We start from the raw sequence: 23,453 nt of genomic DNA, 5'->3' as shown, positions 1-23,453 counted from the left end.
AATGACAAACGGTCTGAAGCAAAATACTTCAAGGGTAAAGGAACGGATAGGCTTAATTGGCATTACAATCATTTTACTGCTTCTTTTTAATTCCTTATTTACAGTATTAAAAAGAGATTTTTCAGATATCCCTGCACGGGTAGCGCAAGGGACTATTGTGAATTTGAATGATGGAAGCCCCGGGCAGCATTTAAAGCAAATGCTGGAGAAAGGTTTTTATTTTGAAGATCCCAGGGATATTCAATTAATCAGTTCCGTTGTTAGTCAAAGGCTAAACCCCGAAGACAATATAATTGATAATATTGGTGAACTCAATAAGTCAAAGTATAATGTCAATGCCGACGAGGCCTATAGTTCAGGTGGTGAATCATTTAAAAAAAGAGTAGAGGTTTCAAGAAAACTCCTGGGGTTCACCGGTGATGATTCTTTACGGTTTGACCAGGAAAGAACAAAACCTCCCTCACTTGCGTCCACTATAAATATTGGCCTGGGCACGCACACTATTTCAGGAACCATCCGCAACGCCAATGCATTAAAAGTTAGCGGCGTCCTGGTCAGGCTTTCCATGGTGATACCGCAGGATAGTATATATAGTGCAGAAATTACCGATGCCACCGGGCAGCGCATTCAAAAAACAGCTGCTGTTCAAAAAGTGTACGCAACTGATTCTTTTAACAGGAGTCAATTGATCTCTTTAGTAGCTTATACGCGGACTGATGCGGAAGGAAAGTTTTCGTTCACCGGGTTACCGGAAGGGAAATCCTATGAATTTTTGCCCTTGCAGCCAGGCTTTCAGTTTGGTCCTTCAAAAGGAGTGCAGGAACTGAATGAAGATGTTTCTTTTACTTTTCTTCAGTCACCGCATACCATCAAATTATTATCAACTAAAGATTTTACAGATCTTAAAAAAGAGGGTTCACTGATAGTTCGTACACCCGATCAGGTGGCTAAATGGTATTGGATCATTATCATTGTATTTTTTATTGGATTTTTCCTGCTACATAGTATTGTTAGTTTAAAATTTACGGGTACTGACCAATACATACTTCCGGTGGTAATGTTACTCACCGGCTTATCCTTATTGACCTTATTAAGCCTGCAGGATCCTTTAAGGGATCGTTTCCTTGCCAGGAGTACATTGTGGTACCTGTTGGGAGGATTTACCGGTATTCTGGTTTTGCTGTTATTTGACCTGCGGAGGTTTACCACAGATTCGGGATTGTACAGGATGTTCGCCTTTAAAGACAACAGGGGTTCTAAGGGAATCCAATGGGCAGGGTTAGCCATGCTTTTGTTATTGTTAACGATCATACTTGGCACCGGTCCGGAAGGAAGCGGAGTTAAGGTCAATCTTTTTGGGTTCCAGCCAAGCGAAATCGTAAAATTTCTCATTATTATTTTCCTTGCTGGCTTTTTTGCTGCCAACGAAAGGTTCCTTGCCGAATATGTCACCATGAATAAACGATGGTCGTTTTTCTGGATGGCATTGGGTGCCATCATAGCTTCAATCCTTTTATTCCTGATGTTGGGTGATCTTGGCCCTGCAATAGTTGTTTGCTTCACCTTTATCATCCTGTTCTCTTTTTCAAGGGGTGATTTTGCCTTTATGGTAGCTTCAGTTGTTTTATATGTGCTCGCCAATTGGGTATTAAAGAACATCTGGATATCTACAGGAGTTACCATTCTCATCATGTTACTGGTTATGCTTTTTGTAAGGAAGCAACTAAGTGAGTCAGCTATAATGGCCCTGGTAGTGGTGTCTGGTTTCATGTTGATTGACCAGGTGCCGCTTCTTCATAATATTTTTCCGGGACCTGTTCAACGATTAACAGACCGCAAAGCTATATGGCTGAATAAATGGGATAATGAGGTCTTCGGCGGTGACCAGATAGCCAATGGTATCTGGGCCATGTCAAGCGGGGGCATTCAAGGCCAGGGCGTGGGTGAAGGCTTTGCCAAGACCATACCTGAAGCACATACCGATATGATACTTCCTTCCATAGGGGAAGATTTTGGTTGGGCCGGTATCATTTCTGTTTTTATACTGTTTCTGATTTACCTGCATCGTTCCATTATAATCGGAAGGCAAACTGGCAGGCCATTCCTTTTTTATGTATGCGCAGGCATCGGCATTGGCAGTTTTATACAATTTCTCCTGATAGCAGGGGGGTCCATCGGAGCTCTTCCACTTTCAGGAGTTTCCCTTCCTTTTGTAAGTTATGGTGGCACTTCTCTCATGTGCAATATGATAGCCGCAGGATTTCTTTTATCCGCATCCATGATCAGGGGCTCTGCGGTACAGATGAATTATATTTCTAAACAACAGGATAAAAATTTACTCCCTGCCCTGGTAGCTGCATGTATTGGACTACTGCTTTTAACTGTAAATGTCTCCAGGTACCTGTTCAATAATAAGCAGTGGGTAGTGCAGCCAGCCCTTGTTGCCGACAGGAGTGGTGCCCGCATGTTCAGTTATAACCCCCGCATAGCCATTCTTATCAATAAATTACAGGCAGGATCTTTATTTGACCGACGCGGTACGCTGCTGGCAACAAGTAAGCCTGAGATGATAGCTGCACAAAAAGATTCCCTGGTGAAGGATGGACTGGATCCCCGAAATCTTCAATCCATATCACATAAACGTTCTGACAGGTATTATCCTTTTGCCGAGCAAATGTTCTTTTGGGTGGGTGATGCCAACACCAATGTCTTCAATGGCGGCAACAATGGTTTTTTTGCGGAATATGCGCTTGATGCAGAACTGAGAGGATTTGAAACTCCGGTCAAAGCATTTACGGTTTCAGCTTCCCGTTTCAGGGAGAACCGTTTTTTGCCGCGTCGTATTACTGAAATGACGGTATCCCGGAAAGACTATACTGTGCTTGCGCCGTTGCTATTGGCAGGTATCAATAGTGAACAGGTTGAAGCGTTTAAAAAAAGAAACCGTGATGTGCAGTTATCTATGGATGCTGCGCTGCAAACGAGCATACAGCAATCAATTGCCAAAGATGATTCTTTACAGGACAACAGGATATCTGCAGTAATTCTGGATGATTCAACAGGTGATGTGCTGGCATCGGCCATGTACCCATTACCCCCGGTAAATAACTGGGACCAGTTAAATCTTTCACTTGCTGAACAGAATAAGCTACTCTCCTGGAACACGAATACTGATCTTGGGTTTACTTATGCCACGCAACCAGGGTCCACAGCTAAAATTGCCACCTCCCTGGCTGCATTTAATAAACTGGGAATGGCCGCAGCCAGGAAAACAATATTGATAAAACCACAGGACCTGATTCGTATAAAAAGCGCCGAACCTGATGAGGCGGGAAACATTACCCTGGAAAGGGCCCTGGTAAGATCAAATAATTCCTACTTTATCAAATTGGCCAATGAAGAACGATTGCAGGAGGAGATGGCTACTATTTATATGCAAACCGGCATGTTCCTTCACGGTGTAGGTGGTTATTATTATGAAAGAAATCCCGTTAATGAAAAACAGGAAGAAAGCTGGCGCAAATTCTGGAGAAGAACCGAATTCTCCAGTTTAAATAGCTATGATAAAAATGATATTCGAAAAACAAGGGGAAGAGGTGTATCAGGTATGGCATGGGGACAGGGAGAACTGATTGCTACCCCTGCATCTATTGCGCGGCTTGCAGCCTCAGTTTCCAACCATGGCGTCCTGGTCCCTCACCGGTTTGTTTTGAAAATCAGTGATTCAGTTATCCAAACCAAACCTGGAATAGCTATAGCCAATGATTCACAATATGCAGCCACATTAAAAAGTTATATGCTGGAGCAAAGTGCCAATAAAGTCAAGGACCTTCATTTGGTAGTGGCAGGAAAAACCGGTACACCTGAGCGAATCTGGAAGGGTGAACGCATAAATGACGGGTGGTATGTATTTTTTGTTCCAAAAGCAAAGGGCCCGGGTCATATTGTTGTTTGCACACGCATTGAAAAGGCAAAGGGATCAAGCGAGGCGGTAAAGTTGGCTGGAAAGCATATTATACCTAAGTTGCTACAGGCTGGATATATTGAAGGAATGAAGTGACCTTCTGAATATAATATTCGAAGTGAATAAACATGTCACACATCATTTTATTAAACCAGTTGGAAAATCTAAATAAACTCCATGTTTGATTTTTTTAAAAAGAATACCGAAAACGGCAATAAGGATGTAAAAACAGTAAGAGAAACTTTGCTGCGTTTTATAAAAGAACAGTTGAAAAAAGCGGAAGGAGGTGAAGGCTCCAACATTAAAGGCATACAGGTTTTTATCACCTGCCCTGAAGAAGAAAAGCAGATGTATGAAGCAGCCGTTTACATGGATGATCCTGGAAGGTTCAAAAATGAAGAAGTTCAGAAAATCGCAGATGATTATGCCATTGACCTTCCCGACAACTGGGAACTACATATTAATTTTTCTGATAGCGCTCCGCCTGAATCAAAGCAGGTACCCGGGCTTGATGCTTCTTTATTTGTAGTAACGCGCAAAAATGCATTGCCTAAAACCGCATCAGCATTTATAAAAATAAGATTGGGGGAGGCTGAAAAGAAAATATACAACATTAGTTCCGGCAATGGCAAGATCTTTATTGGCCGGGAAAAGAAGGTGCAAACAGCAGATGGTTTTTACCGTGAAAACACGATAGCTTTCCCGGAGAAAAGTGAGAGCGATAGTAATCGTTATATTAGCCGGCAGCATGCACATATAGAATTTGACCAGGAGACCGGGCATTTTTTATTATTTGCAGATGAAGGAGGGGTGCCTCCAAGAAATAAAGTCAAAGTGCGGTCCAATAACGAAGGTGAACCGGTTAAATTATATTCTACCAGGGTTGGTTATGAATTGAAAGAGGGTGACCAGATCCTCCTGGGTCAATCGGCTTTACTGGAATTTAGCTATTCAGCAGATGAAAACGAATTATAGAAATGGCAAGGGTATTTACAATTACAGAAGGCCTGGAAAATATGGGTGCTTTGAAAACGGGTGGACAAGGCTCGGTTTACAAGGCTCGAAGAGTAGGGGAGATCATATCTGCAGTAAAACTATTGCCTACTCCAATTTATAGTGAAACTTTAGATGACAAGCACTTTACAGATTTTCAAAACGAAGTCAACAAACTAAAGAAAGTTAACCAGGACCCTAATCCCAACGTTGTTAAGATCATAAGTTCGGGTATCACAGACACGGGTAATTTTCCTTTTATTGAAATGGAGTTCATTGAAGGTCCTGACCTGGAGGAACTGCTGAAATCTCCTCACGATCCCGTATTTACTATCAAAGAGATCATTAAAGTTTCGGAACACTTATCCAATGCCTTGTCTCACTGTCATAAGGCAGATGTAAAACACGGTGATGTTAAAAGCAATAATGTAAAGTTCAATATCCATTCAGGAAATTATATTCTCCTTGACTTTGGAATGGCCATGATGTCTGATGAACAAAGAAGAACAAGCCTCAGGCAGGCAGGTGCCATAGAATTTATGGCTCCTGAGCAAAACGACGGTAAAATGTTGTTCCAGACTGATATCTACAGTTTTGGTATTATTCTTTATGAATTGGTAGCGGGTATAGTTCCTTTTCCATTAAGAGACAGGGGCGAGACCTCCCGCAACAGGGTAATGGTAGCCCATATGGAAAGCCCTGTTCCCGATATGCTGGCATTGCGCAGGCAACATATGCCTGCTTCCTGGCCTGATGATAAAAAGGAAAGAGAAATGCAGGTGCCGGAGTGGCTCATTCGAATGATTGATAAATGCCTCGAAAAAAAGCCAGCTAACAGGTTTGTTAATGGTACGGAACTCCACAATTTCGTAGTGTACCACAGCACTTCACCGGCAATGTATAACCAGGTTGCTACAGAGGCATTAAAAACATTGGAGAAAGAAACTGCAAAGCTTCGAAAGGAAAATGAGGAACTGCAAAGGTCATTGCTCAAATTTGAACAAACCAAAACACAGCCCCAATATTCCCAGGTTACCAGCTATCCCCAACATAAAAAAAATAATACTGGTAAATGGTTGTTGTTCTTATTGCTGGCATTGGTGCTTGCGTTTGTAGCTTACACTTTTATAAGATCTGAGCCGGTTGAAAACAATGCACAAGTGCAGGATACAACAGCCACTGCATCGCAACCAGTTAAGCCCCGGACTGTTATTGGACAATATAAGGTACAGGTTGCAAGAGCTTACTTTCACAATGAGCCTGATCCTTCTTCCCGGCGGGGAGCCTATCTGATACCCTCCAATGACGTAATCACAGCCCTTGACGAAAAAAATGGCTTTATATATACAGAGTTTACCAATAATAAAGGACAAACCTCTAAAGGCTGGGTTCAGAAAACTGACCTTGTAACACTGGATGACTGGCACCGCCAGGACTCTGCCCAACAGGCCGTCCGTTTAAAACAGGAGGATATCAATTCCCAGTTGCAGGATGCCCGTAATTTCCTGGCAAATAATGAAGTGAAAGAAGCATTATACATTTACGATTACCTGGCGCAGCAGGAAGTCCCGGAAGCCATGTATCAATGGGGCAATCTTGCGTTGCAACGAAAAAACGATGCTATTGACTGTAAGGAAGGGTGGAACTGGATTCAAAAGGCCAGTGATAAGAACTATGTACCCGCTAAAAGGACACTTGGTTTTTTGTATTTATTTGCTGACAGCGATGAAATCCTGAAAATCAATGATTATGACAATTGCCAGTATGAAAGGAATGTATTTAAAGGAACAAAACTGTTGACAGAGGCTATGTTTTCAGGCGATACAACTGCCAAAAGGCTTTTAGATGAGTTGAATATCCGCAAAAAGGACAGCACGGAAGCCCAGGTGCAACAATAAATTGCCGGGGTTGGTTATTGGAACACTCTTTGAATACAAGGTATTAATGAAAACAATTATTGCTTTCCTGGTCATCTGCCTGCTCGGCTATATTATTTATAGGACCATCAACGGGAAAGACAATGAATCCAATAAGGTTAAAACCGTTTATTTCTACCCAAAAGCCAATGTATATTACCAGGTTGGTACAGGCAAATACATGTTTTATGATGAAGGAGCTAAAGCATGGAAGCTAACCAAAGACTTCAGCGAAGAGCAAAAACTTTCCCTGGGTGAAAAAGCTGTCATTGAAAATCCGCCCTCACCAGTATGGAAAAATAATGCAGAGGACCGACTGGTGTACAGCGCCAACCTATATTCTTCCCCATCTGATCTCAAAGAAAAATTTCACGCAGATTCCATTAACAGCCTGCCCCCGAAACCAGTGGTAAGACGTGATACAGCCATTGACAAAGCTCCTGTGGAGGAGCAAAAATCCAAATCAGGCCTGCGAAAGTTCCTGGATAAGCTATTTGGGGGAAAGGATAAACCCACGGACTCTAAAAATTGACGAGCCTGAAACGGATTAAAATATTTACCTTGCCGCGCGTTCTTACCCCTATTTTATAGCCATTTATCAGGTAAAGACAGGATCTGCCAATTCAACGATAAAAACAGGCCTTTAGTTGATTTTCAATACTTCTGATGCATTACCGGGGCTATTTTTGTGGGTTTTATCCGATAGCATAATTTTGACTTTTATTTCATATCAAAACAAGCCACATGCATAATACAATCGAAAAAGCTGATGGGAAACTTGGGGTTTTGATCCCTGGTTTAGGTGCGGTAGCCACTACTGTAATAGCGGGGGTGGAAGCTGTTAAAAAAGGACTGGCACAACCAGTTGGCTCTTTAACTCAAATGGGAAATATTCGTTTAGGTAAACGAACAGAGAACCGTTTTCCAAAGATCAAGGACTTTGTGCCTTTAACTGATCTGAACAATATCGTTTTTGGCGGATGGGATGTTTACAGTGACAATGTTTTTGAAGCTGCCAGTCATGCCAAAGTGCTGGAGCCAATGTTGCTTCATGCCGTGAAAGCCGAGTTGGAAGCTATCAAACCAATGAAAGCTGTTTTTGACAAGACCTACGTATCTAACCTTGATGGTCAGCACGTTAAAGAGGCTGCCACCAAATGGGACCTTGCCAAAATGGCCATGGATGACATTGAAAATTTTAAGGAAGCTAATGACTGTGCCAGGCTCGTAATGGTATGGTGTGGCTCCACAGAAAAATATATAGAAGTTTCTGCAGTTCATGAAACGATTGAAAGCTTCGAAGAAGGATTAAAAGCCAATAACCCGGCCATTTCTCCTTCCATGATCTATGCCTACGCAGCATTAAAATTGGGTGTTCCATTTATGAATGGAGCTCCGAACCTGACTGTTGACATCCCGGCATTGATGGAACTGGCAAAAGAAACCAATACGCCAATTGGTGGTAAGGATTTCAAAACGGGTCAAACCCTAATGAAGACCATCCTGGCTCCGGGACTTCACGCAAGAGCCCTGGGAATAAAAGGCTGGTTCTCCTCAAATATTTTAGGTAACCGCGATGGTTATGTTTTGGATCATCCTGATAATTTTAAAACCAAAGAGGTTTCCAAGCTTTCAGTGCTGGAGGATATTCTTCAGCCCGATATCAATCCTGAGCTTTACGGAGAGCTGTATCATAAAGTAAGGATCAATTATTATCCTCCTCATGGTGATAATAAAGAAAGCTGGGATAATATTGACATTTTTGGTTGGTTAGGATACCCAATGCAGATCAAGATCAACTTTTTGTGCAGGGACTCTATCCTGGCGGCTCCAATAGTTCTGGACCTGGCCTTGTTTGCAGACCTTTCCAAAAGAGCTGGAATGTCAGGCATCCAGGAATGGTTATCCTTTTATTTCAAATCGCCACAGACAGCTCCGGGATTGCGTCCTGAACACGATATTTTCAAACAACTGATCAAATTACAAAACACATTACGCCATATGATGGGTGAAGACCTCATTACCCATTTGGGACTGGATTATTACCAGGACCTGGTTGAAGTGTTGTCATGATAACGGCTAAATTGATCTCCACGTGCCTGGGTATTGGCTACATTAGAAAAGGTGCCGGAACTGTAGCAGCTTTTATAGGTTGCGTAGCCTGGTACTGTATCCAGGTGCGTGGAGTAAATGCCATATTTGATGTCATCGTGATCCTTGCACTGACCTTGCTGGGTATATGGTCAGCGACCAGGGTAGAAACTGAGTGGGGTAAAGACAGTAACAGGGTAGTGATCGATGAATTGCTGGGCATGTGGATCAGTGTTTTTTTAATTCCTGCTGAACTGAAATATATTGCTCTTGCCTTTGTTCTTTTTCGTTTTTTTGACATAGTAAAACCATTGTACATAAGAAAGGCGGAAGCATGGCCGGGAGGTTGGGGAGTAATGGCTGATGATGTTCTGGCAGGTATTTATAGCAATATCTTACTTCATATAGTGGTTAAAATGGGTTTTTAATTATAATGATAACATTCGCTAAAGCTCAATTAGCTTCTTTAATTGCCTCGATCGTTGACTACTGGTGCACCATCATAGCCGTAGAAGTATTTGGGATATGGTATGTATGGGCCAGTGCCATTGGTACCATGATAGGAGGTGTTACTAATTTTTCATTGGGAAGGAACTGGGTTTTTCGCAATAAGGAAAAAGCACGCCAGGTCCAGTTGTTCAGGTACACTATGGTCTGGACAGGTTATTTGATTCTCACCACCCTTGGTGTATTCCTGCTGACGCATTATACTCACGTCAACTATATTATTTCAAAAGCAACAGTTTCTTTGTTGATGGCTATTTCCTATAATTATCCTCTTCAAAAAAAATTTGTATTCAGATAAGCGTATTGCAACTTATGAGAAAAGAAAGTAGTTTACTGCTTGCCATTTTTTATATAGTTGAACCCTCAAAACCATTTCTATGGAAACAAAGCCTTTAAGAATCAGGCTGCAGTTCGGAATTTACAGGATCATTGATCCCTTTGTCAGGTTGCTTATCAAACTTGGTTTTACGCCTAATACTGTTAGCGTCATTGGATTTATATTAAATGTTGGCGTCGCTGCCATTTTTGTCCTGGGAGCGGAAAAAACCAATCGTGGCGATCTTTCCTATGTGGGCTGGGCAGGCGCTTTAATTCTTTTTGCAGGGCTTTTCGATATGCTCGATGGGCAGGTGGCACGTCTTGGTAAAATGGGTTCTTCCTTCGGGGCTTTGCTGGACTCTGTTCTTGACCGGTACAGCGAACTATTCATGTTCCTTGGAATATGCTATTACCTGATATCACATCATTATTTCATTTCTTCTTTATTTGCATTTATCGGTCTTATCGGATCGATGATGGTAAGTTATACCAGGGCCAGGGCTGAAGGATTAGGCATTGACTGCAAAGGAGGGCTGATGCAAAGACCTGAAAGAATTGTTTTGATTGGTACATCTGCTCTTGCCTGTGGCTTGCTGGCACAGTATATTGGCGGTGATTATAAATTGTATGTAAAAGGCATTCGTTACCATGTATTTGAGACGATGTCCATTTTCACCATTCCTATTACCATACTTGCGGTGCTCACTAATATTACGGCTTACAAACGCCTGATGGATGCCAAAAGGGCACTGGATAAAAAAGACTATACCCTATAGGTAGCTTAAACTGCATTTGCTATTTCCTAACTATTTCTTACCGCGGATAGTTTTAAATTTGCCTGATTAAACGAACGCAATCAAATGTATCCATCGGGTAGTGAAGTGCAGGAAGAAATAATTTCGGAGTTTCAACTCGGCCCTTCTGAGTCTCAATTATTATCTCCTAAAAGCATCCGGTTTTCTTTACTGGCCTCTTCCATTTATTTGGCCTTATCCTATATACTGCTTGGGTTTAAAACAGAGCAGATGGTTTTGATTTTGCTATTCAATTCTTTTTATTTCGCCAGCAAAACCACGAGGAAATTCATCCTTGGCTTTTCTATATTTATCATATACTGGATCATTTTTGATTATATGAAGGCATTCCCAAATTTCCATTTCAATGCCGTTCACATTCAATCCTTATATAACCACGAAAAGCACATTTTTGGCATCAACACTAACGGACTGCTTTTAACTCCCAATGAATTCTTTGCAAGGCATCACAATACCTTTGTAGATGTCCTATGTGGGATCTTCTACCTGTGCTGGGTACCTGTGCCACTCATTTTTGCCGGGGTTCTTTATTTCAGGAACAAGAGCTTATTCTTTCAATTTTCACTGACATTTTTCCTGGTAAATATGATCGGTTTTATCGGTTATTACATATACCCTGCGGCCCCACCCTGGTATGTGGCCCAGAAAGGTTTTCATTTCATTGCCTCAACCCCGGGCAACACCGCAGGCCTGGGCAGGTTTGACTCCTATTTCGGGTCTAATATTTTCGCGGGTATTTATAGCAAAAGCTCCAATGTATTTGCGGCCATGCCTTCCCTACATGCTTCTTATATGCTCATCGTTTTATATTATGGCATCAAAGGAAATATGAAATGGTTTAATCTTCTTTTCGGGCTCATCATGCTGGGTATATGGTTTTCCGCTATTTATACAGGTCATCATTATATCCTCGATGTTCTTGCCGGTATTCTATGTGCCATATTTGGAATTGTTTTATTCCAATGGTACATCCATACACCCATGGGTCGAAAGATGTTGGACAATATGATCATCGCCATCAGGTGAGCAATATTCTGTTAGTATCCCTGGCAAAACAGCAGCATTTATTTTGTTGAATAATAAATATTATTAACAGTATAAATGTTTACCAAAATGATGCAATAATTATTGTCTTGGTAATTAGGCACTTAAAACTTATATTTATTAGGTTATTTGAAACACAAACTATCCGCTTCCCCACACATCCTATCTATCCAACCCTTATAAATCAGCTATTTATTTTATTGTAAGATAGTACAGGAAAACATCCTGTCTCATTCCTTCTACCTCGTTGAAACTACTGCTTGCCTCCGTTAATATGAAGCCTATCCAAAGGTCTGTTGAAAGCTGCTGAAATAACTGTTTAATAAGTTTTTATGAGACACTTTCATGGTGCTGCTTTTTCGAAAGGCTGTAATGTATTAGTATTGGCTTTATTTGTTTTATTGTGTACCCATGTTAATGGTCAGCAATTGAACATAAAAGATTTCGTGTTGTATGGGAGCAATTCAGTTGAGTTGAATACTTCCACATCTGTAGCAGGAGGGTCTTTAGGGAGCAATAGTTTATTCCGTACAATTGGTAATACCACTATTGCTGCCAATATATATAGTGGAGGCCGGGTTGATTTATCTAACAGTAATACCATAACCGGGAATATATCCGCTCAAAACACCAGTGGAGCTCCGGGCTATATTTTTCAATCAGGATCCAATGCAGCTATCACGGGCAATCTGAATATTAAAGGGAGTGTGCTTTTAGGAGGTGGGTTTATCAAGGGTATAGTTAATTATTCCGGAACTTATACCGGGAGCCTTCCATCTGGCGGGGCTATTGCCACTAACCTTCAGTTTCCCAACCTACCAGTGTTGCCCAGGGTAACCAATTTTTCTACCGGCAACACAGACATATCCAACACAAGAACCATAACGCCGGATGTATATAGAGACATGGTGTTGCCGGGCAGTAAAACGCTTACTTTTTCAGGTGCCGGCAATTACTATTTCAGATCGATAAAAAACTATGGCAATTTCAACAGCTTTATACTGGATTTTAAAAATGACCCGAACGCAGTTATGCGTATATACGTGGCCGGGGACGTTGACCTGTATAAATTGACAGTCAGCTTTCCTAATGGCGGAGATGCTTCCCGTGTGTATATGCAGGTAATGGGAACCGGGGCTACAGCACCGGATGGTGTCACTGCCTGGACAATCAGCAATGGGGCATCAGGTAGCAAGCGGTCAACCTGGTATGGTACTGTGTATGCTCCTAATGGATCCATCAATGTGGGATCCGGTTCCAGTGAAAGCAAGATCATTGGTGCCTTATGGAGTGGCCGTACAGTGTCTATGCAGACAGGCGTAGGCATTAGTTTTATTAGGTTGAATGATTGCAACCCCAATGCCAATGCAGGCCCGGATAAACAAATTGATTGCCTGAATCCTACAACTGTTTTAACGGGTTCAAGCAGCAATTCCAATCCTCAATATAGCTGGAGCAAACCGGATGGAACTATTCTTGGTACTTCAGCCTCCATTACTGTAGGAACGGTTGGTTTATATATACTGTCCGTATACAGTGCCAATTGTATTTTTCCTGCCTATGATACAGCCGAAGTCACGGGTGTACGCTGCGTACTGCCGTATTATCCGCCACCATCTACCGGTAAAGATTACTCTAAAATTGGTGCGGAACTAACTTCTTTATACCTTAATTATGGCAACGTCCTGGATAGTGGGAAAGCCATGTTTCTCATTGTAAATGATAAAGTATTAATAGACGTTGTTGTCTACCAGGGCAACAGGGCCACAGTTCAATCCTTGCTTCTAACAGCAGGTTATGGCATGACGGGCTTTTTAAATAATGGTCCGGATTCATTAAAAATTACTGGTTTCTTCCCTATAGCCAATTTGAACAAGTTTGACTTAGAACCCATGCGCAGCCTCATTAATTTTTGCATGCCTGTATTCCCGCCAGTGGGGAACGTAGGTATTGCACAGACTGCAGGTGATAGTGCCATGCGCACCAATTTTGTACGTAATGGATTTAACCTTTCTGGTGAAGGTGTGAAGATCGGCGTCCTTTCGGATAGTTACAATACATTACCCGGAGACCCGGCCACGAATGATGTGAACAACAGGGACCTGCCTGGAGCAGGCAATCCTTTAAATCCCACACCAGTGCAGGTTTTGCAGGACTATCCATATGGTCCAAAATCTGATGAAGGCCGCGCCATGTTGCAAATAGTACATGATGTAGCGCCCAAATCTCCGCTGGCTTACAGGACTGGCTTTATCAGCCCCGGTGATTTTGCTGATGGTATTGCAGCATTGACCCTGGCTAATTGTAAAGTGATCGTTGATGATATTACCTTCATTACAGAACCTTTTTTCAAAGCCGGTGTGGTTTCCAGGGCCTACCAGGCAGCCACTACAAGCGGTGTTACCTGTGTAAGCGCGGCTGGTAATTTTGCGGATAAATCCTACGAAGGTATTTTTAACCCTGCCCCGGGAAGTGCTCCTTTTGGTTTAGCAGGGCGTGCTCATAATTTTGGAGGAGGTGATGTTTTTCAAAGAGACTCTGTTAAAGGTTCGCCAGATCATCCACAGACCTATACCATCGTCTTACAGTGGGATGAGAATATGTATTCGCTCGGGGGAAATACAGGAACTGTTTCTGACCTCGATGCTTATTCGGTTGACCAGTTAGGAAATGTAATTGGATTCAACAGGTATAATGTAGGAGGCGATCCAATTGAAGTTCTTACCTTAACCGTTACTCAAAATTCGATCATTGATCTGCTGATCGTTAATTCCTCATTGGATGCTTCAGCCACTACCAGTAATGTAAGGTTTAAATATGTTGTTTTCAGGGGCGAATTAAAGATCAATGAATTTATACAAGGATCTTCTACCATTGTAGGCCATGGCAATACCCCCGAGATCATTACCGTAGGCGCTGCATTTTATGGCAATACTCCAGCTTTTGGTGTGGCAACACCCACGCGCTCCAACTTTTCTTCTATTGGAGGAACAACCTACCTTGGTACTCCATCACCTAAGCCAGACCTGGTTGGACCAAATGGGGTAAATACCACCGTAGCATTTGGAAGTATTGATTATGAAGCTGATGGATTGCCCAATTTCTTTGGTACTTCTGCAGCTGCCCCCCATGTAGCCGCAGCGGCAGCCTTATTAATACAGGCAAGACAAAAATTTTATAACCAGGTTATCAGTCCTGCTTCAGTGAAAACTCTATTGACAAACACTACCATCCCGATGGATGTACCTGGTTTTGATTACAGAACAGGATATGGATTCGTGCAGGTTGACAGTGCCGCACGAACACTTGCAAATCCTACACCGGTGCTCACAGGCCTACAGTTCACAGATCCCAACCTTGTGCCGGGTGCTCAACCCATGCAAGTGACAGTATTAGGCAATTACCTCAGTTCAGGCACCAGAATACTTCTGGGCTCAGATACACTGGCTACGACTATCCTTAATAACAATACGGCAGTGGCCACCTTGCCTGTATTTAACGGTGTTGAATTATTGAGTTCTTACACTGTACCTAAAACACCTTCTGGTTTGGATGGCGGACTTTCCAATAGTATATCCATTACGGGTGTCATTAAAAAGAACATAACCATTAAGGCGGATAATAAATCAAAAAAATACGGTGCAATATTTCCTTCCTTTACGGCTACCATTCTTGTTGACAATGATTCTCTTCAACATACCAACCTGACATTGCAGGACCTGGGTCTCACCAATCTAAGTTTTTCTACCAATGCACAGGTGGGTGACAATATAGGCTTGTATAGAATAATGGCATCCAGAAAATTTGATCCATCAAATGCCACAGATGCAGCACTCCTGGAAAAGTATAATTATGATTCATTACCTGGTGTGCTTACCATTCAAAAATTGCCGGTAACAGTTACGCCAAGGGATACAACATTGGTATATGGACAGGCAGTAGGAAATATTCATTTTATTTACCAGGTCGATCCTTCTATTACACTGGCCAATCCTTCATCCACACAGAATTATATCCAGCTTTCTCACCAAAGCCAGTTAGCCAATGATGTCATTGCTTTTGCTAATGACAGGCCTGTCACAGTTGTTAACGGAGAACTTGTAGAAGTTAAAAATTATATGGTAAACGGCGTTCCAGTTGCCATGGTGGGTGGCGTTCCGGTTGCAATTGTTGGTGGAGTGCCTGTTGCGATTGTTGGAGGTGTTCCGGTAGCCATAGTAAACTACCAATCTATCCAGGTAATTAATGGTAAACCGGTAGTTGTAAGCAATACACTTGCTAATGGTGTTCCGGTAGCTATAGTGGGAGGAGTGCCTGTTGCTATTGTTGGTGGTGTGCCTGTAGCTATGGTTAGCTCTGTGGTCAATGGCGTACCTGTAGCTATAGTAGGAGGTGTTCCGGTAGCCATGGTCAGCGGCCTGCAGGATAGTGTCGTTTCCAACGAAAGTTTCATGGCCGATTCGGCTGCCATTCATAATGCCAGGACCATAACCAATCAATATGCACCACCGGGAGGCGTACCTCAAACCCAGGTTACAAAAGTGGTGGACCTCACACAGGAGTCTGTATTGAAATATAATATCAATCCGGATACTACTGTCACTTCCATGATCAATTCCATTCCTTCAGCTAACCTGCGGGGATTACTCGACGCCTATCAATTGATCAATGGGGTTCCTGTTGCTATGGTGGGAGGGGTACCCGTGGCTATTGTAAGTGGGGTTCCTGTGGCTATAGTTGGTGGCGTTCCGGTGGCTATAGTTGGTGGCGTTCCGGTGGCTATTGTAAACAGTTTGTCTGACTCTAATAAATTACCTGTGATCATTGATTCAACAGACCTCGGAGATACGGGCCCAAGTAATTTTAAATCCATCAACCTTATCACAGGCATTACTGCAGGCATTCAAACAATCGTTCCAGGAGCATTGTTGAATGACAACCTTGAGGTTCATTATCAACTGGGAAATCTTAATATCCTGCCAGCGCCGCTTACTATTAAAGCAAAAGATACTTCCAAATTATATGGAGTGGAAATAGCATTGGATAGTACGGCCTTCAGCATAACCTCCGGTCGTTTGATGTTTGGTGATTCCATACAGTATGTCCGTCTTTCTTCAGATGGAAGTTCTGCGGGGGCAACAGGAAGTTCTTATCCAATTACGCCAGTTACGGCAGTAGGATACGGAAGCACCAATTTATCTAACTATGCCATCACTTATGTAAATGGAACGCTTACAGTTAATCCTAATCCATGCTTATTGACGCATAATTCATTCACCAATTTTGGCAGTACTACAAAAGTGCCAACATCCTTATGGCTGAACCTAACTACAAAGGTTAGTGGACAATTATCAGCTGATGGAGATTTTCTTTTATTCACCGGTGGCTCTGTTACTTTCAACAACATTACTTCCTCAACCCCGGTTAATAATCTTTCTATGCCAAGGGGCAAGATCATTGCAGACAGGCATGCATCGGTTCCTTATACCACATATGATATAGTAAAAAAGATCTGGATCACAAGGGTACCCGTTGGATTTAGCAGTACATCAGATATATTCATTTCCGGGGTGATCATTAATTCAACTAATGGCTATACCAAAAAGAATGGTGCTAATTCTGTAGTGAAGGGAATGTTTTATTCCGATAAAGCGTTTACTGACCAATGGACTTATGGTATAGCAGCGTATCAACCCCAGTTTGATTATCCTGTACTGGCAGATTCAGGTAAGGTGACTTCCATTAATGGAACTTACAGGGCCGGAACACCGGTTCCGTTATTGAATTTCCTGGTCAATGGTGGTAGTGGTGGCGGAGGTAATAATTATACCGGCAGTTCCAGTTCCTTTGATAAGTTTACAGCCTGCCTGTTACTGGATCCTTCTATTGTTTCCAATGCAACCTTAAGGATAATACCAGGTACTACACCAATGGTTGATCAAAATAAGAAACAATTCCTGGAACTATTTCCTAACCCCGCAGTAGCCGGCTTTACCATTGCTTTCAGGCCTGCTGTTGCAGGAAACTCAATGATCAGGATCTATACTATACAGGGAGAGCTTGTAAAAACTATTTCCAATGGGTTTACTGAGCCAGGTAAATTGATCAAAAAAGAAGTGTCGACGGTCAACCTTTCCCCGGGAATTTATATTGTTCAATACCAGGAGAAAGGAACAGTGATCAATAAAAAGCTGGTCATTTCGGCAAGAGCTTTTTAACAGGCTCACAGATCCATCTATGAAAACATGTTAACCTTAATCAAACCAATGTTATGCATTTAAAAAGTTTATTCATTGTTGTAGCTTTTTTATGCGCCAGGCTTGCCTGTGCACAGGAAACCACAGGTGCGGATTTCACCCGCGATACAACAAGGATCAACACACTCATTCAGAAAAGCAAAGAGCTTTTCAATATAGATCCTGCAGGTGCCATAAACCTGGCCAATGAAGCAAAAGCTCTTGCGGCTAAAGTGGAGTACCCCAAAGGGGAAGCCCTTGCTTTAAAGAACATAGGTCTTGCCTATTATTTCCAGGGCAAATATGTTGAAACGCTCAATTACTGGAAGCAATCATTGGGTGTGTATGAAGCCATCAAGGACGAAGATGGTATCGCTAACCTGCTGAATAATCTTGGTGCCATATATTTTAACCAGGGAGATAATGTGAAAGCCCTGGAATATTACCTGAAGTCACTGAAAATAGCAGAACATAGTGGCAACAAGGAAAAGACCATGATGACGCTGAATAATATTGGCAATATCTACAGCTTGAAAGAAGCCAGTTTTGATAAAGCTCTTTTCTATTACGAAAAAGCATTGCCAATATGTGAGCAGTTGGGTAACACCAATTCGCTGGGGTCACTATATGTTAATATTGGAAAACTGTATGCTAAAAAAGGAGTATTGGATAAGGCATTGGGATTTTATACCAAATCATTGAAGGCATACGGAAAGACTGAAGGTAGCTCAGATGTTTATAATGAAATTGGGGAACTAAGATTAAAGCAGGGTAAATATGACCTTGCATTGAAAAGTCATTTACAGGCCCTTGCCGTTGCACAGAAATTCAATGTGACATTCAATATTGTACAGGCTTACAGGGGGCTGGGAAATACCAACGTCAAACTGGGTGATTACAATACTGCGCTCACTTATTTTAATAAAGCAGAGGCACCTGCGGTAGAGATCAAGGCCAATAGCATCCTCGTTGACCTTTATAAAGAAATAGCCAATGCATATTCCATGTTGGGCAATTATGGAAAAGCATTTGCCTATCAAAGCAAATATTCAGACGTTAAGGATACTATTTATAATGAGGAAACAGGGAAAAAGATAGGCTTGCTCCAAATGGACTTTGATCTGCAGAAAAAGCAGGGCGAAGTTGACCTGCTAACGAAGGATAAACAATTGCAGGAAGTGGAGCTGAAGCGGCAAACCTTCGCCAAAAATGCATTCATGGTTGGCTTGATCCTCATTTTCATTATTGCATTTATCATATTCCGTAACTACAAGGTTAAGGTTCGGATCAATAAGATACTGGATCATCAGAAAATGCAGATCGAGCAGCTTCTGCTGAATATATTACCGCAGGAAGTGGCTAAAGAACTCCAGGAAAGCGGCCAGGCCACTCCAAGAGATTATGAAAAAGTGTCTGTACTCTTCACAGACTTTAAAAACTTTACCACTATAGCTGATAAGATGTCGCCGGGAGAACTGGTTGATGAATTGAATCATTGTTTTATGGCATTTGATGATATTATCGAAAAAAACAAGCTGGAAAAGATCAAGACCATTGGTGACTCTTACATGTGTGCCGGCGGAATTCCTACTCCTGATGAGGAACATCCTTATAATATAGTAAACGCAGGATTGGAAATACAGCAATATGTTCTTCAAAATAACCTTCGTCGTTTTGAAAAAGGCCTGCCTCCATGGGATATAAGGGTGGGTATACACGTGGGTCCATTGGTTGCGGGCGTGGTAGGCAAGAAAAAATATGCTTATGATATCTGGGGCAGCACAGTGAATATTGCCAGTCGTATGGAAAGTAATGGAGAACCCGGCCTGGTAAATATTTCTTCTGCCACCTACGAATTGGTAAAAGACAGGTTCCGTTGCAAATACAGGGGCAAGATATATGCGAAAAATGTTGGGGAGGTTGATATGTACTTCATAGATGGATTAGTAGAATCATCAACACAAGTCCTCACTGAAGCACCTTCAAAAGAAATGAATGTTTCCGTTTCTGACAAAGAGCCGGAAAAGTTTGACCTGGACACACTTTATGGATAAGTAACAGGTATCCCTGTAATCAAATAAATAATCGGGAGGTGAAAATCATAGGTATGATTCTTCATTATTACCCTGTTAAATAGGTTATAGCGTGACAAAAAACAATCCGGGAAATTTTTTAGAAAAGAGTTATTTTTAAATAAACCAGACTTCCTGTTACCAATGGCCTCGGATTTTCAAATAATTAAAGATAAAGTCCTTCATATACTGGCCACCCGAATAGGACCGGGATTTACTTATCATAATGTACACCATACAGAAGAAGTCCTGGCCAATGCTGAACGCATTGCTAAGGAAGAGGGTATCTCCGACGGCAGAGGTTTACTCTTATTAAAAATCGCAGCCCTGTATCACGATATGGGGTTTTTAGTTATTTATAAAGGGCATGAGGAAGTGAGTTGCCAAATGGCAAGGCATGACCTGGCAAATGATATATTTTCAAAGGAAGAACTGGATACCATCTGCTCCATCATTATGGCTACCCGTGTTCCTCAAAATCCTAAGAACCACCTTGAACAGATCATTTGCGATGCGGACCTCGATTATTTAGGACGGGATGATTTTGATTGCCTGAGCAATAAGCTGATGCATGAATATTTTCAGCAGGGAATAGTTTCCTCAGAAGCAGAATGGATGTCCGTACAAATAAACTTTATTGAATCGCACCACTATTTTACCAAATCCTCCCAAAGAAATCGCAATCCAAAGAAATTGAAACACCTTGAAAACCTGAAAGCAAAAAACGAAGAATTCACGACTAATAAATAATTATGAAACCTACCAGCTTATTATTACGCATCTTAAATGTGCGGACTAATGAATGGAAATTGGTTAAGGTGCTTTTTCTAATGGAATTTTTCCAGGGGGCAGCTATTGCATTTTTCTTCACGTCAGCATTTGCCCTTTTCCTGGATAAGTTTGATATTTCAGAGTTTCCCAAAGTTTTTATTTACTCTGCCTTTCTTTTATGGGTTGCCGGATTTATTTATTCAAAGCTGGAAGCCAGGCTTACCATTACCACCCTGGCTAAGGGGGTTACCATTTTCATGGCTTTAAGCTTTCTGGTCTTTCGGTTTGCCTTAGCTGCCATGCCTCCCGGGTTTCTTTTTCTGATGATCGCCTGGTTCAATATGTTATACCTGCTCAACAACCTTGAATTCTGGGGTATCACATCCCTGCTATTTGATGTGCGTCAAAGTAAACGCTTGTTTGGCCTTATCAGCGCTGGCGATATTCCGGCCAAGTTTGTTGGTTACACTATGGCCCTCTTACTGGTAAGCTATATAGGCACGGCCAATTTGCTATGGGTCGGATTTTTCTGTATGCTGGCTTCGTTGCCCTGCCTTATTATCATCGAAAGACTGGGATTGTTAAGTAAGCATGAGCATAAGCACGATGTAAAACAGGCTGCTTATCCCATCACACATTTGGTGAAAAACTTTTCTGCCAATGTTCTTATACGTAGGATTGCTATCATGACAATTATTGCCTCTGCAACATTCATCATAGTCAATTTTGCCTTTTATGCCAAAGTAAAAGGCGCATTGCATAGTGATGTGGCTTTGGCTCAGTTCATTGCATTTTTCTTTGCCACCGTTCGCATACTTGCTCTAATCATAAAAATGATCTTCACCGGGCGATTGATCAATAGGCTGGGTATAATTCAATCCCTGCTCATTACGCCTGTTTTATTGATCCTGCTGGTATCAGTTGTGCTCATCTCGGACAGGATCATTCAACCCCGCTCATTATCTATCTATCTCTTTGGTGCCATGGCTATCTTCGTCGATATCCTAAGAAGTTCTATCAATACACCAGTATTCCTGACGCTGATGCAACCATTAGGCACACACGAGCGGCTTAGGGCTCATACCATCACCAAAGGCATCATGGATCCATTTGCCTCATTGCTGACAGGGATATTGCTGATGGTGATACTTCGATTCGATCCGGGTAAGCACCTGGAAAGTTTGAATTATGTATTACTGGCGCTGGGCATTGCCTGGATCATTGGTATTTATCGCATACACCAGCAATATCTGAAAACACTTTTAAAAACAATTGGTAACCGCTTTTTCTACAACACTGAGTTTTCTGTAAATGATTCGTCAACAGTTAGCTGGATGAAAGAAAAGCTGAGCGAGGGTTCTGAATCTGAAGCTGCCAATGTGTTGAAACTTTTGGCTTCCCATCCCAATATGTTCCATAATGAAATTGTAGTGGCGGCAATGGAAAACCCTTCGGAAAGGATCCGGACGGAAGCAATAAGACTGATTCAGCCAAAGAATATTTCAAGGTTGAATGATAAATTGCGTGATATGCTGCTCGTTGCTTCTGACCCTGTTTTAAAAGCTGAGATCATAAAAGCCCTCAGCCGGGTAAATATCAGGGAAGAAGAAATACTGCCATATATGGCAAATGAAGACAGCACAATTCAGCGGGCAGCTATCGTAGGAATTATAACCTATGGTAATCGTCAGAATAAATCGGATGCGCGGAACTTTTTGCTAAGCCTGTTGCATTCCGGCGACCCTGAAGCAAGGCGCAGGGGAGCAGTGATCCTGCAGGATCTTAAAGAAGCGGCTTATAAAGAAGAGATACACAGGTTAATGGATGACCCGGATGAAAAGGTTCGGCAGGAAGCTTTTCTTGCAGCCGGCCTCATGGCAGATGATGATCTTTTGAGGTTGGTATTGAGCCGGTTTAGCTCTAACGAAAAGATGGTCATGAATAGTTTGAATGTTTCAGGTGAAAATGCGCTACCTGTTCTCGAAGATTTTATTATCAACAGGAAAGGTACCTTCCGTCAAACAGAAAAACTGATACGCCTGATAGGCAGGATAGGAGGTAAACGTTCACATAAAGCATTACTCGACCTCACCAGCAGGTTACCAGGATTTCTTCACATCATTATCAAAACCCTATACCTGTCCAATTATAAGGCACAAGATGAGCAACTGTCATTTTTTGAAACCCAGTCACGTATCTGCCTGAGCAATTGTGCCCGGATATTGTATATGCAGCAATTGCTGTCACCTTACCAGCATAAATACCATTTGCTTTCTCATTCACTTGAACTGGAGTTGGCAGGACTAAGAGATACCCTGCTTTATATTTTTGCCATCTCCTATGACCGTGAGAAAATTAAAGATGTTCGTTCTGCCTTTAAGTCAGAACAAAAGGAAGCCGTAGCCAATGCTATGGAAATTATTGAAATGACAGTAAAAAAAGACATCGCCTATCATTTCAACCTCATTTTTGAAACTACTGAGATTGTCCATAAGACTTATGCGCTTCGAAAATTGTATCCATCCAGCTTCTTTACTACAATAGAAAACATTCTCAGCTCTATTTTAGGAACGGATGAATTCAAGTATAATAACTGGACAAAGGCCTGTTCCATTTACACTTCAAAGAAACAGCATCATTCTATCAATCATAATCTTATCAGCCGTTACCTTGGAGCCGAACATCCTTTACTCAGTGAATTGGCTCAGTATGCTGTATAGGATAAT

The 23,453-nt window shown here is 41.9% G+C and carries 13 protein-coding genes; all 13 read left to right on the top strand.

Features of this window, described 5'->3' with window-relative positions:
• Position 1 precedes the first annotated feature (1 nt).
• Positions 2-4,060, top strand: a complete 4,059-nt coding sequence (locus BP74_RS11105) for an FtsW/RodA/SpoVE family cell cycle protein (protein ID WP_496374055.1) — start codon at positions 2-4, stop codon at positions 4,058-4,060.
• An 81-nt stretch (positions 4,061-4,141) separates the two neighbouring features.
• Entirely contained in the window at positions 4,142-4,939 is a 798-nt protein-coding gene (locus BP74_RS11100; RefSeq protein WP_496374053.1) for an FHA domain-containing protein, read from the top strand.
• A 2-nt stretch (positions 4,940-4,941) separates the two neighbouring features.
• Complete coding sequence (locus tag BP74_RS11095; RefSeq protein WP_496374052.1) at positions 4,942-6,855, top strand: serine/threonine-protein kinase; 1,914 nt, start codon at positions 4,942-4,944, stop codon at positions 6,853-6,855.
• 46 nt (positions 6,856-6,901) lie between these two features.
• The gene (locus tag BP74_RS11090; protein WP_496374050.1) at positions 6,902-7,405 is read left to right on the top strand and encodes a hypothetical protein; all 504 of its coding nucleotides are present in this window, start codon (positions 6,902-6,904) and stop codon (positions 7,403-7,405) included.
• Positions 7,406-7,617: 212 nt separating this feature from the next.
• Positions 7,618-8,946: an inositol-3-phosphate synthase gene (locus tag BP74_RS11085; protein ID WP_496374048.1), complete on the top strand. Its 1,329-nt coding sequence runs from the start codon at positions 7,618-7,620 to the stop codon at positions 8,944-8,946.
• Entirely contained in the window at positions 8,943-9,392 is a 450-nt protein-coding gene (locus BP74_RS11080) for a phosphatidylglycerophosphatase A family protein (protein WP_496374047.1), read from the top strand. The genes BP74_RS11085 and BP74_RS11080 overlap by 4 nt, the downstream gene beginning before the upstream one ends.
• Positions 9,393-9,397: 5 nt before the next feature.
• Positions 9,398-9,769, top strand: a complete 372-nt coding sequence (locus BP74_RS11075; protein WP_496374045.1) for a GtrA family protein — start codon at positions 9,398-9,400, stop codon at positions 9,767-9,769.
• A gap of 79 nt (positions 9,770-9,848) precedes the next feature.
• A complete protein-coding gene (locus BP74_RS11070; RefSeq protein ID WP_496374043.1) occupies positions 9,849-10,565 on the top strand; it encodes a CDP-alcohol phosphatidyltransferase family protein in 717 nt (238 codons plus the stop codon).
• 84 nt (positions 10,566-10,649) lie between these two features.
• Positions 10,650-11,630, top strand: a complete 981-nt coding sequence (locus BP74_RS11065; protein ID WP_496374041.1) for a phosphatase PAP2 family protein — start codon at positions 10,650-10,652, stop codon at positions 11,628-11,630.
• A 350-nt stretch (positions 11,631-11,980) separates the two neighbouring features.
• A complete protein-coding gene (locus BP74_RS11060; RefSeq protein WP_496374039.1) occupies positions 11,981-17,866 on the top strand; it encodes an MBG domain-containing protein in 5,886 nt (1,961 codons plus the stop codon).
• Between the two features lie 53 nt (positions 17,867-17,919).
• Positions 17,920-19,938, top strand: coding sequence for an adenylate/guanylate cyclase domain-containing protein (locus BP74_RS11055; RefSeq protein ID WP_496374037.1), 2,019 nt, complete (start codon positions 17,920-17,922; stop codon positions 19,936-19,938).
• A gap of 162 nt (positions 19,939-20,100) precedes the next feature.
• Positions 20,101-20,706, top strand: coding sequence for an HD domain-containing protein (locus BP74_RS11050; RefSeq protein WP_496374035.1), 606 nt, complete (start codon positions 20,101-20,103; stop codon positions 20,704-20,706).
• Positions 20,707-20,708: 2 nt separating this feature from the next.
• Complete coding sequence (locus BP74_RS11045) at positions 20,709-23,447, top strand: HEAT repeat domain-containing protein (RefSeq protein ID WP_496374033.1); 2,739 nt, start codon at positions 20,709-20,711, stop codon at positions 23,445-23,447.
• Positions 23,448-23,453 lie beyond the last annotated feature (6 nt).

This window comes from Flavisolibacter ginsengiterrae DSM 18136, from assembly GCF_059568575.1.
Note: the sequence above shows the minus strand (reverse complement) of the source record. Positions and strands in the feature narration are given on the sequence as shown.